This is a genomic window from Siansivirga zeaxanthinifaciens CC-SAMT-1 (genome assembly GCF_000941055.1).
GTDB classification, from domain to species: Bacteria; Bacteroidota; Bacteroidia; order Flavobacteriales; family Flavobacteriaceae; genus Siansivirga; species Siansivirga zeaxanthinifaciens.
Genome location: NZ_CP007202.1, coordinates 2,494,424 through 2,506,488 on the forward strand (window position 1 = coordinate 2,494,424; position 12,065 = coordinate 2,506,488).

Sequence of the window (12,065 nt, forward strand, 5' to 3'; positions counted from 1 at the left end):
GAACAATGGTTAATTTTATACTTTAAAAAACTAAAATTACTTTGGAAAAATATTTAAGTCAATTAAACGAAGCTCAATTAGCACCAACCTTACAAAAAGATGGCCCAATGATTGTTATTGCGGGTGCGGGTTCTGGTAAAACGCGAGTTTTAACCTATAGAATTGCTTACTTGATGCATCAAGGTGTCGATCCCTTCAATATTTTATCATTAACATTTACCAACAAAGCGGCACGCGAAATGAAAGAGCGTATTGCAACTATTGTGGGACAAAGTGAAGCTAAAAATTTGTGGATGGGTACGTTCCACTCGGTTTTTGCCAAAATTTTACGCACCGAAGCCGATCGTTTGGGCTATCCGAGTAATTTCACCATTTACGATTCTCAAGATTCAGACAGGCTTATAGGAGCTATTATAAAAGAAATGGGGCTCGATAAAGACATTTATAAAGCCAAACAAATTAGATCCAGAATATCTTCTTATAAAAATAGTTTAATTACGGTGCGTGCTTATTTTCAAAATCCGGAATTAATTGAAGCCGACACCATGGCACGAAGACCACGATTAGGAGATATTTACAAAGAATATGTAGAGCGTTGCTTTAAAGCTGGCGCTATGGATTTTGATGATTTACTTTTAAAAACCAACGAGTTACTAACCCGTTTTCCCGAGGTTTTAATGAAATATCAAAACCGTTTTAAATATATTTTAGTAGACGAGTACCAAGATACCAACCACTCCCAATACCTTATCGTTCGGGCTTTGTCCGATAAATTTCAAAATATATGTGTGGTAGGAGACGATGCACAAAGTATTTATGCCTTTCGTGGAGCGAACATCAACAATATTTTAAATTTCCAAAAAGATTACGACGATGTTAAACTTTTTAGGCTGGAACAAAATTATCGTTCTACTAAAAATATTGTAAATGCTGCCAATTCTATTATCGATAAAAACGAAACGAAACTCGATAAAGTTGTTTGGACAGCCAATAATGAGGGCGGTAAAATTATAGTAAACCGTTCGTTAACCGATAGCGACGAAGGTCGTTATGTAGCCAGTACCATTTGGGAAACCAAAATGCAAAATCAATTAAAAAACAGTGATTTTGCGGTTTTATACAGAACCAATGCGCAATCGCGTTCTATAGAAGACGGTCTGCGCAAACGAGATATTCCTTATAGAATTTATGGCGGTGTGTCTTTCTATCAAAGAAAAGAGATAAAAGATGTTTTATCGTACCTGCGATTAATTATAAATCCTGCCGATGAAGAAGCTTTAAAACGAATAATTAATTTTCCTCCAAGAGGCATCGGTAATACAACCATCGATAAATTAGTTGTTGCAGCCAACAGTTACAAGCGTTCGATTTTTGAAGTAATGAAAAACATCGATAAAACTGAAATACGATTAAATGCTGGCACAAGAACTAAATTATTAGATTTTGTAACCATGATTGAAAGTTATCAGGTGTTAAATGAAACTGCCGATGTTTTCGAATTAGCAGAATATGTAACCAGAAAAACAGGATTAATTCAGGAATTTAAAAAAGATACGACACCGGAAGGGGTAACCCGTATGGAAAATATCGAGGAACTTTTAAATGGTATGAAAGATTTTGTTGAAGGTCAGAAAGAAATCGCCGATACCACTGGTTCTTTGGCCGAGTTCCTTGAAGATGTGGCTCTGGCAACCGATTTAGATGCCGATAAAGGTGATGCCGATCATGTGGCGCTAATGACCATTCACTTGGCTAAAGGATTGGAGTTTCCTCATGTGTTTATTGTTGGTCTGGAAGAAGATTTATTCCCAAGCGCCATGAGTATGGGAACACGAAGTGAATTAGAAGAAGAGCGTCGATTATTTTACGTGGCGCTTACTCGTGCCGAAAAACAAGCCTATTTAACTTATGCTTTGTCGCGGTATCGTTGGGGTAAATTAGTCGATTCGGAACCCAGTCGTTTTATTGGGGAAATAGACGAAGCATATTTAGATATTGTAACACCTATGGAAGAACGTCGTTTTAACCCGATGCTAGATGCCGATATTTTTGGCGATGTTATGCCTAGCCGCACATCTACAACCGATCCTAATAAAATTCGTTTTAAACCTGCTAAACAAGCCGTTTTAAAGAAATCGATGGGAGAGAAAAAAGAACCTGTGAAATTTCAGGTTACAACGCCTAAAAATTTAAAACCCGTTTCTAAAGCTAACGATACCGAAAACACGAATTTATTTGATAATAAACTGGCCGTTGGAAACATTGTAAAACATTTACGTTTTGGTTCGGGTGAAGTATTAAGTATCGAAGGTGTTGGTGCCGATGTAAAAGCCGAAATTAAGTTTCAGCATGGCGGTGTTAAAAAATTACTTTTGCGCTTTGCGAAGTTGGAAGTTATTGGCTAACTTTAAAAAATAACCCTTGCTTCCAAGTTAAACGAAACTGTTATGGCCGAATTTATTAGAATATATGAAGAAAATCCGAATCCGAAAGAAATCGATCGGGTCGTGGCGGTGTTAAAACGTGGCGGACTCATAATTTATCCTACCGATACCGTTTATGGTTTGGGCTGTGACATTAACAATATTAAAGCCTTGGAACGGGTGGCTCAAATAAAAAAAGTGAAGCTTGAAAAATCAAACTTTTCATTTATTTGTCACGATTTGAGTCATTTAAGCGATTATGTAAAACAAATAGATACATCGACTTTTAAAATATTAAAACGGGCGCTTCCGGGGCCTTATACATTTATCCTTCCGGGTTCGAAGTCGTTACCAAACCCGTTTAAGAAAAAAACAACGGTGGGTATTCGTGTACCAGCGAATAACATTGCTTTAGAAATTGTAAAAAAACTAGGAAACCCAATTATTTCGACCTCCATTCGTGATGAAGATGAAGTAATTGAATATACCACAGACCCCGAACTTATTTTAGAAAAATGGGACCGTTTAGTCGATTTGGTTATTGATGGCGGTTACGGCGACAACAACCCATCGACGGTTATCGATTTATCGGAAGCCGAACCTGTGGTGGTTAGAGAAGGTAAAGGTAGTTTGGAGATTTTTTAACAAGCATGTTAATTCATAAAAAAACCAATCTCATCAGATTGGTTTTTTTATGGATATGTATTTTAATCTTCCGATTCTTCCATGGTATGATAAACATTTTGAACGTCGTCATCATCATCAAGTTTTTCAAGTAGTTTCTCTACATCGGCAGCCTGCTCGGGTGTTAGTTTTTTAGTTACTTGTGGAATACGCTCGAAACCTGAAGATAAAATTTCAATGTTTCTAGATTCTAATTCCGATTGGATGGCTCCAAAGCTTTCAAAAGGTGCATAAATTAAGATGCCATCTTCGTCGGCAAAAACTTCTTCAGCACCATAATCGATAAATTCTAGTTCTAATTCTTCAGGATCTAAGCCTTCGCCATTAATTCTAAAATTACAAGTATGATCGAACATAAACACTACCGAACCCGAAGTACCTAAACTACCATCGCATTTATTAAAATAACTACGCACATTGGCAACAGTTCGGGTGTTGTTATCGGTGGCGGTTTCTACTAGAATTGCAATACCGTGCGGGGCATAGCCTTCAAAAATAACTTCTTTATAATCACCCTGACTTTTGTCGCTGGCGCGTTTTATAGCACGCTCCACGTTGTCTTTTGGCATGTTTACAGACTTTGCATTCTGTATTACCGCTCTTAAACGTGCATTACTGTCTGGATCTGGACCACCTTCTTTAACAGCCATTACAATATCTTTGCCAATGCGAGTAAAGGCTTTACTCATGGCAGACCAACGTTTCATTTTACGTGCTTTTCTAAACTCAAAAGCTCTTCCCATAATTTATGAATTATTCCCTTGAAACAGGGAATGATATTAAATTGAACAGATTTTTTTTAACGGCACAAAGTTAAAAACCTCGTGTAGAAAAACAAATTATTCTTCATCTTCTGGCTCAACAATAGCTTCAATAGCTGCGGCCAGTTTAAAATCTTTTTCGGTTACACCTTGGGCATCGTGTGTAGATAATGATACCGTTAAAATATTATAGGTATTCGACCAATCGGGATGATGATTTAAAGCTTCGCACTCGAAAGCAATACGGCTCATGGCACTAAAGCAGTCTTTAAAGTTTTCAAATTCAAATTCGGCGTGAATGGCATCATCATAGTAATCCCATTCTGGAAATTGTAATAATCTGGTTTCTATATCTTTTTCCGATAATTTAGTCATAATCTTTAATGTTTTTATTTGTTTTTATAGAACTTCAAGGTACTAATTTCAAAGTATAAAATCAATTATATTTCTAATTCTGTTAAAATTTCCTGACTCGTTAATTGCAAATTTTTGGGAAGCAGATTGTATTTTGGTAAAACCGCTAAATATCGGTCGTCGTTGGTTGTATATACTTGTTTGTAAATGGCGTTATTAAGATGCAATGTGCTAATAATTTCCTTAATAAAATCGTCGTGATGCACCAAATCACTGCTTCCTAAATGAAAAATTCCCGATTTATTTCTATTAATAATATAATGAATTTGCTGCGTTAATTTACTATCGCTGGTAACATTCATTATTAAATTTGGAAACACCTCTATGGGTTCTTTTTCTTTTATAAATTGAATAAATTCCTGAATTCTGGGCGATTGTTTGCCAAAAACCATGGGCAATCTTAAAATAGCTACTTGTTGTTTAGGCAAGCGCAGGAGCATGTTTTCAATTTTAATTTTGAAATGCCCAAATATGCTATGGCTTAAGGTTTTATCGAATTCGTAACTCGGATATTTGCTGTAAGCATCAAACACATTGGCACCCGACAAGTAAATGATTTTAATTTTGTTTGAAAGCACATATTCTACAATATGCTTATGGGCTATAAATTGAGTAGCAAAATCACCTCGAAGCGCCGAAATAATAATGGTTGGTTTTACGATGTTTAAAATTTCAAAAACATCGTCTTCCATAAAATTATATTGAAAAAAATGATGATTCTTTTCGAGTTGTTTATTATCGGTATGAAAGGTTCCAAAGGTTTTAAAGTAGGGGCATAGCTCTTTGTAAATGGCACCTCCTAAAAAGCCACTTGCACCTAAAATTAAAATTCTATGTTTACTTTCTTTTTGATTCATAATAAAAAATAGAAAGGTAGCGAATCTAAAATATAGACCGCTTCGTTTTGGTCGTAAACTGCTCTAAAGCTAACATACCCAATTGCGAATTTCCTTTTTTATTAAGACCCGGCGAACAGGTAGTAATTACAAATTGGTCGGGGAGAAGTGCTACAATACCACCACCAACGCCACTTTTTCCTGGTAAACCTACCTCGAAAGCAAACTCACCAGCCTCGTCGTAAAAACCACAGGTAAGCATAATGGCATTAATACGTTTGGCTTGTGTTTCAGATAACTGCGCTATATTTTTTAAGCAATTTCCTTTATTTGCCAAAAAGAAAAACGCCTCGCTTAACTGACTGCAAGTCATTTCTATGGAACATTGATGAAAATAGAAATCTAATACATCGTCTACACGATTATTTAAATTATTGAAAGATTTTAACAGATTGGCAGCCGCGTAATTTTTAAAGCCCGTTACTTTTTCTGAAAAGGCTACAGATTCGTTATAGCGAATGGTATCGTCGTTTGTAATGGCTTTTATGTAATTTAAAAAATCTTCTTTCGGATGTTCTAAGTTGGAAAGCAAAATATCGGCAATAACAATAGCTCCCGAATTTATTAACGGATTTCTAGGAATGCCATTTTCTATTTCTAATAAGGCCAATTGATTAAATGGGTGCCCCGATGGTTCTACATCTACGCGTTCCCAAATAGATTCACCAACCAACGCCATGGCTTTAGATAAGGCTAAAACCTTAGAAATACTTTGTATAGAAAAGGGAACATTATAATCGCCAACACCATAACTTTGGCCATCTAAGGTTTTTAGATGCATGCCAAAATGCTCTGGGTTTATATGTGCCAATTCTGGAATATACGATGCTACAACGCCTTTATCTTTAGCATGTATAGCCTCCTGATGTATGGCTTCCAGAATGGATTGAAAATTTGGCATATTAGTTTTTGTAAAAAGGCAATTTTACAACCGTTGCAGGAATGGCGTTTTTACGAATTTGAATGTAAATTTTGCTATTAACATCTGCGAAAGAGGTTGGTACATAACCCAAACCAATACCTTTACCTAAGCTAGGAGACATGGTGCCCGATGTTACTTCGCCAATTTTAGTGCCGTTGCTATCAACAATATCGTAACCATGACGAGGAATGCCGCGTTCGTCGAGTTCGAAAGCTACCAATTTACGTGTAACGCCTGCTTCTTTTTGTTGCTTTAAAGCTTCCGAATTTGTAAAATCTTTGGTGAACTTGGTAATCCAACCCAAACCAGCTTCTAAAGGCGAGGTGGTATCGTCTATATCATTTCCGTAAAGACAATAACCCATTTCTAAACGCAAGGTATCACGCGCAGCCAAACCAATAGGTTTGATTCCAAAATCGGCTCCAGCTTCAAAAACTTTATCCCAAATTTGTTTAACCTCGCTGTTTTTACAATAAATTTCAAAGCCGCCACTACCAGTGTAACCTGTTGCAGAAATTATTACATGCTCTACACCAGCAAAATCGCCCACTACAAAATTATAAAAATTAATAGCCGATAAATCGTGACTTGTTAAAGACTGCATCGCTTCAATAGCTTTTGGTCCCTGAATGGCTAAAAGCGAATAATCGTCGCTTAAATCGCGCATAGTAGCACCAACATCGTTTTTAGACTGAATCCAATTCCAGTCTTTTTCAATATTGCTGGCGTTTACAACCAATAAATATTGTTGGTCTTTAATTTTGTAAACAATTAAATCATCTACAATACCGCCATTATCGTTAGGTAAACAGCTGTATTGGGCTTTACCATCAACTAATTTGGAAGCATCGTTACTGGTTACTTTTTGTATTAAGTCCAGAGCATGTTCGCCTTCAATTAAAAATTCACCCATGTGAGACACATCAAAAACTCCAACAGCCTGTCTAACCGTTTCGTGTTCTATATTAACACCCTCGTATTGTACAGGCATGTTAAATCCTGCAAAAGGCACCATTTTTGCTCCAAGAGCTTCGTGAGTTTGAGTTAAAGCTGTGTTTTTCATTTGAATTTTTATGTGTTTATAGTTTCCGTAAAACGGGATTTAATTACATTTTTAAGATAGCAAATGTATTGAAAATTTATAGATGACTGTTTTTATAAAAAGTTAATATCGTGTTATAAAACCAACAAGCCAATTAGGTGGTAAGTGCAAAAAAAGCTTTTAAACCCGTAAGAATGCTTTGTACAGCATACGAAGCCAGAATTAAACCCATAATTTTACTAATAACGGTAATACCATAAATACCCACTCTTTGCTGTACCAAATGCGCGCCTAGCAGCAATATCGTTGTTAAGGCCACAACAAGCATAACCAGTCCCGAGGTAATAGCTTGTTCGGTGATGGTGTAAATGTGGTTGTCTGTCATGATCACCACCGCCATAATGGCTCCAGGAGACGCAATAGAAGGAATAGCTACCGGAAAAATAGTAACATGTTTATAGTCGGTTATTAAATGCATTTCAGATTCTGGTTTACCCTGACCAAATATCATGGTTAAGGCAAATAAAAATAAAATAACACCACCCGAAATTTGAAACGCATAGAGCGATACATGCATGCCTTCTAAAATAATTTGTCCCACGACAATAAAAAAGAACAAAATAAACAGCGCAACAAACGAGGCTCTTACCGCAATTTTACGTTTGTATTTTAAATCGAAATTTTTGGTGGCCTCTAAAAACACAGGTACCGAACCCAGCGGGTCGATAACGGCGATTAATAAAAGTAATTTAGTAAGTAAATCGGATATCATATTTAATACACTCTTTTACCGTTGGTTGTAAATGAAAGCCCTTGTTGTCCGTAAGTGGAAAGCATAACCCCTTCGAAAAGTGGTTCGTGTACGTTGGGTTTTGTTTTCCAGGTAAACAAGAAATTAGCACCCGTACCGCCTTCTTTATCTTTTTCGTCAATAACAATTTCAACGGTTTCCATAGGGGCTATATAAATGGTTTTATTAAAATACGTGCGTATGGAGCTGCCTTTTGTATCGAAATATTCGGCACGATCGATATAAATCGTATCTTTTATATTTACATTTCGCATGCTCACGATGGCTGTTAAATTATAAGTGGTATGCTCGGTTAAACTGTAAACCTGACTGTAAACCGATAAATACGTAGCACCTTCTACAATAGAATCTTTTAAAGGTTTGGTAATGGTTCTTTTTTTCCAGTTAACTTCGTTAATAGAACTCATTTCTTTTTTCTCCTCGCAGGCCTGAAAAACGAAAACAAATAAAAGAATATACAGCAGGTTGTTTTTAAGCATTTTAACACAGTTTAAATGAGTAATTAATCTAAGTTATGAATATAATTAATCTTTTAATTAGATGGGCTATTCCTAGCAACTAATTACTTTAGTAAATGTATTAAAATTTACAGTTGGCGCTTTCGCGGAAGTATTTAAAGGTTTGTTAAAGTTGTGTGAGGGGATTTTTGGAAGTAGGTGGGGATAAGTAATTGATTATGGTTATTGTTGTGTCTAGTACTTTTTTCTATTTCTGTTTTTCTTTTTCTTAAATCTTTTTTTATTATTCTGTATGATATAATCTATATATTTTGATTCTTTTTCCATTTTATTTGATTCAAAAGTTCTTCTTAAATAAGGTAAATTGACTGTATATAAATCTATTTTCGGCCATTTCAAAATCGAATCAATATAATCTTGACTTGCTTTTTCAATGATTAATGAAAATAAGGTTCTATCTACTTTAAAATATGTTGGGACAAAATGTAAAAAAACCTGTTCTCCAGTTTTATTTAAACTACTTGAAATTTTTTCAGATAGGATTTCAATATTTGAATTTCTTGCTGCTTGACAAAATTTGTCGAAGTCAAAAAGAACTAATTTAGACATTGCATTCCCATATTGCTGAAATGTAAAATCATTTTTGTCAATATTCTTGGTAATAATAGAATTGTCAATTTTTTTAAGAATACGTTTAGTTCTTTCAGAATCTATTTTAGAGATGTATTCTGCAGATTCGGCAAGTGTTGAAATATCTGAGCTAGAAAATTTATGAAGCAGTAAGTCGTCTGAAATTAGGGATAAAAGTTTTTTACTTAATTTAAAGTCAACATCTTTAAGTGTAAATAAAATTGATTTGATTTCATTTAAACTAGAATTTTCTAATTTCCTTTCAAGAATATTATTATCGAGTTGGTTTAATATTTTTTTCGTTTTCTCACGGTCTAAGCTATTAAATACCCTCAATGTAATACTTAATAGATTTAAATTTTGAAATGAAATTCGATTACTTAAATCTTCATTGTCAAGATTTTCAAAAAGTGATTTACATTCTTTAAAATGATTTTTACTTAAAGTGTCGAAAAAGATAACAACTTCTTTAATGGACTCTGATTTTAATTTAGTTCTTATCAAATCATTGTTAGAAATAAACAAATCTAAAGCATCTTTGTGTGATAGTGTATTTATTCTGTATGATATACGTCTTAAGTCAAGTTCTTCTAATTCAATTAAACTTGTATTTACTTTACGCTGAGCTATTAAAAGTTCTATTTTATCTGGGCTAATTGCTTTTAGTTCATTTACAGCTGAATATAAATACTCACTTTTAGCATTGCTAATTTTTTGTAACAGAATATTATTATCAATACTCTCTAAAATATTTTTTGTTCTTTCAGAATCAATTTTTTTTAGGTTAGAAAGTGAATTTGAAATATGTTGAATTGGTGCTTCTTGAATCTTGTTTTTGAAAAAATCTTCTTTATCTAAAGATTCATATAACCAAATTGAATGTTCCCAATTAATATGAGTATAAATATTTTTTAAAGTTCTACTAATTCCATCAATTCTAAATTTTTGCAGAAATGCAATTTGTTCTTCATTAGGCATTGATGCAATTTCAAAAAAACTATCTCTATCTAAAATGACGTTTAAAGTACTCTGAATATTATCTCTAATTTTTAAATCAATACTATCATTAGTAGTTAGCTCTTCTGCAAATACCGATATATAGTTGTTAAATTCTTGATTCTTTTTTTCTGCTATTTTTATGAAGTCAGGAAAACTAATTTCTTCTTCGTAAACTTTATATAACTGAAACATCAATAACTCGAATGTGTCAATCTTTACAAAGAAAGAATTTGGCGTGTTATTTATAAACTCGATTACTCTCCAATTTAAATTCTCCGGATTTCGACCACACCAAATTAATCCATAATGATTAGACTTTAATTTTGCTAAAGAATCCATTACACTTGAATCAGCACCATTGTAACCTACAATTATTAAATCAAAATTCTTGAGCGATTCTTCAAGTTTTGATTCCATATTTTCCCAAAGTCTTGAAGTTTCTAACTCTGTGTTTTTAATATTTTCAAATAAAAAATCTCCGTGTAATTTTATAATGTTAGGTCTTTTACCCAAAGTATTTATGTATTGAGCAATTTCATTGTGGGAATAAATTTTGGGTTTGGTATCTGTGTATCTTATTAAACTATCATAAAGTAAGTCATCAAAATTGGTTGTAAATACATTTTTAATTTTTTCATTTGCTATTAAATGGGCTAAAAGTAAATATGCTCCTGAAGGTTCTTTGTTATCGATTAATGATTCGATTAATTTTTGTCTTTCTTTTGGATTTTCTGAAAAACTTTCAAACCAAAAACCATATAATTGATCATTAATTAAGTTGTTTTTTAAATCTTCTTCGCTAATTGTTATTAGAAGTTTTTCTAGATATTTTGGATGCTCTGCTTTAAATTTATCAATAGACTTTTCGACTTTATAGAATAATTGTGTCTCATGTTCCAAAATTGCGATTTGAAATTCACTTTCCAAACTTTCAAACCTTTCCTCGTCAATTTCAAATTCGTTTAGTTTATATTCGGTTCCGTTTTTAAAATTTGAAATAAACCATAGTTTACGAAGTCTTTGAATTATATCAAAACCTGAAGGAATACCTGAACTTATTGAACATCCTGCACCTAAAAAAAACGAATATTTAGGAATTGAGTTAAATTCAAGATGTTTTTCTTGAAACCTATTTAGTAAATAATCTATTCCTTTTATTTTTTCTTTAAGAATCATTTTATTGTATTAGTTACATCGGTAAAATGAATGATTAGTGGCAGATTATGTGGTATTTTATATCGAAACGGAATGCAGTTTGAGTGGGTTAGATACCTTGATATTATCCACATTCCCTACCATTACTAACACAAAATGTTGGTAACAGTAATTTTGTTTCAATCAACAATCATAAAAGCACCACTTATTGAACACATTTTCCACATACATTTCCACCCAAATCTTTTCCACTTTAAATTTTTAATCTTTTCCACTCCTGACTCATTCCAACATTCATCATAATATCCATTTGACGCGTAAACAGCATGGTATGTGTTATAAACTACAAGATGCTTAAGTTTATTGATTCTTTTAGCCCTATGTGGTTTGATTTTTTTAAATTTTAAACCCAGTAATTTATAAGAATATTTAGTCGGGTAGCCATTATTCAAGTCTGTAATTGCGCTGTCAAGTGTTTGATAGCCTTCAAGAATTTGATTCTTCTTGCACATGGCTGCATAACAAAACTCTGCATATTCCTTAAACCTAATGGAGAATTCAGTTGAATCCTTTAGTTTAAAGTTTGCTCGACTTGCTATCAACTCAAGTTCAGATTGACTAAAAGTAACAAGGGAATCATCTCTCATGGTCACTTTAAAAATGCTATCATTTTTGATAACATTTTTAAAAATATCTTTGTGACCATACTTCGAATATGCTGCTTTAATCAGTGCTATTGAAACACAATTCCCACCTTCGTTTACATTACCTTGTTTAAAAGCATTAAATATTTTGGTATCAAGTTCTTGTGCTTGAATTATACTGATGCTAATTAATGTTAGAAATAATAAAATTGTATTTTTCATGCTG

11 protein-coding genes are annotated in these 12,065 nt (G+C 33.5%); 2 read left to right on the plus strand and 9 right to left on the minus strand.

Annotated features, from left to right (window positions below; all coding sequences use genetic code 11):
* Positions 1 to 41 precede the first annotated feature (41 nt).
* Together AW14_RS11235 and AW14_RS11240 are read left to right on the plus strand one after the other, a co-directional pair.
* A complete protein-coding gene (locus AW14_RS11235) occupies positions 42 to 2,405 on the plus strand; it encodes an ATP-dependent helicase (protein ID WP_044638895.1) in 2,364 nt (787 codons plus the stop codon).
* 42 nt (positions 2,406 to 2,447) lie between these two features.
* The gene (locus tag AW14_RS11240; RefSeq protein ID WP_044638896.1) at positions 2,448 to 3,068 is read left to right on the plus strand and encodes an L-threonylcarbamoyladenylate synthase; all 621 of its coding nucleotides are present in this window, start codon (positions 2,448 to 2,450) and stop codon (positions 3,066 to 3,068) included.
* 62 nt (positions 3,069 to 3,130) lie between these two features.
* On the opposite strand, the gene AW14_RS11245 is transcribed toward AW14_RS11240, so the two are convergent.
* From AW14_RS11245 to AW14_RS11285, 9 genes are all read right to left on the minus strand, one after another.
* On the minus strand, positions 3,131 to 3,850 hold the full coding sequence (locus tag AW14_RS11245; protein WP_044638897.1) for a YebC/PmpR family DNA-binding transcriptional regulator: 720 nt from the start codon (positions 3,848 to 3,850) through the stop codon (positions 3,131 to 3,133).
* Positions 3,851 to 3,946: 96 nt separating this feature from the next.
* Complete coding sequence (locus AW14_RS11250; protein ID WP_044638898.1) at positions 3,947 to 4,243, minus strand: 4a-hydroxytetrahydrobiopterin dehydratase; 297 nt, start codon at positions 4,241 to 4,243, stop codon at positions 3,947 to 3,949.
* 65 nt (positions 4,244 to 4,308) lie between these two features.
* A complete protein-coding gene (locus AW14_RS11255; RefSeq protein ID WP_044638899.1) occupies positions 4,309 to 5,139 on the minus strand; it encodes a sugar nucleotide-binding protein in 831 nt (276 codons plus the stop codon).
* Positions 5,140 to 5,164: 25 nt separating this feature from the next.
* Complete coding sequence (locus AW14_RS11260; RefSeq protein WP_044638900.1) at positions 5,165 to 6,079, minus strand: glutaminase; 915 nt, start codon at positions 6,077 to 6,079, stop codon at positions 5,165 to 5,167.
* A 1-nt stretch (position 6,080) separates the two neighbouring features.
* Complete coding sequence (gcvT, locus tag AW14_RS11265) at positions 6,081 to 7,163, minus strand: glycine cleavage system aminomethyltransferase GcvT (RefSeq protein ID WP_044638901.1); 1,083 nt, start codon at positions 7,161 to 7,163, stop codon at positions 6,081 to 6,083.
* Positions 7,164 to 7,296: 133 nt separating this feature from the next.
* Positions 7,297 to 7,914 carry a MarC family protein gene (locus tag AW14_RS11270; protein ID WP_394330345.1) on the minus strand — a complete coding sequence of 206 codons (618 nt, stop codon included), beginning with the start codon at positions 7,912 to 7,914 and terminating at the stop codon, positions 7,297 to 7,299.
* Between the two features lie 2 nt (positions 7,915 to 7,916).
* Positions 7,917 to 8,432 (minus strand): DUF3124 domain-containing protein, encoded by a 516-nt coding sequence (locus tag AW14_RS11275; RefSeq protein ID WP_044638902.1) that lies wholly within the window; start codon positions 8,430 to 8,432, stop codon positions 7,917 to 7,919.
* Positions 8,433 to 8,645: 213 nt separating this feature from the next.
* A complete protein-coding gene (locus AW14_RS11280; RefSeq protein ID WP_044638903.1) occupies positions 8,646 to 11,216 on the minus strand; it encodes an SIR2 family protein in 2,571 nt (856 codons plus the stop codon).
* Between the two features lie 158 nt (positions 11,217 to 11,374).
* Positions 11,375 to 12,061, minus strand: a complete 687-nt coding sequence (locus tag AW14_RS11285) for a hypothetical protein (protein WP_044638904.1) — start codon at positions 12,059 to 12,061, stop codon at positions 11,375 to 11,377.
* Positions 12,062 to 12,065: the final 4 nt, after the last annotated feature.

Coding starts and splice junctions, on each gene's coding strand:
- AW14_RS11245 (WP_044638897.1), bottom strand. CDS start 3,850: ATGGGAAGAGCTTTTGAGTTTAGAAAAGCACGTAAAATGAAACGTTGG.
- gcvT (WP_044638901.1), bottom strand. CDS start 7,163: ATGAAAAACACAGCTTTAACTCAAACTCACGAAGCTCTTGGAGCAAAA.
- AW14_RS11255 (WP_044638899.1), bottom strand. CDS start 5,139: ATGAATCAAAAAGAAAGTAAACATAGAATTTTAATTTTAGGTGCAAGT.
- AW14_RS11260 (WP_044638900.1), bottom strand. CDS start 6,079: ATGCCAAATTTTCAATCCATTCTGGAAGCCATACATCAGGAGGCTATA.
- AW14_RS11240 (WP_044638896.1), top strand. CDS start 2,448: ATGGCCGAATTTATTAGAATATATGAAGAAAATCCGAATCCGAAAGAA.
- AW14_RS11270 (WP_394330345.1), bottom strand. CDS start 7,914: ATGATATCCGATTTACTTACTAAATTACTTTTATTAATCGCCGTTATC.
- AW14_RS11285 (WP_044638904.1), bottom strand. CDS start 12,061: ATGAAAAATACAATTTTATTATTTCTAACATTAATTAGCATCAGTATA.
- AW14_RS11280 (WP_044638903.1), bottom strand. CDS start 11,216: ATGATTCTTAAAGAAAAAATAAAAGGAATAGATTATTTACTAAATAGG.
- AW14_RS11275 (WP_044638902.1), bottom strand. CDS start 8,432: ATGCTTAAAAACAACCTGCTGTATATTCTTTTATTTGTTTTCGTTTTT.
- AW14_RS11250 (WP_044638898.1), bottom strand. CDS start 4,243: ATGACTAAATTATCGGAAAAAGATATAGAAACCAGATTATTACAATTT.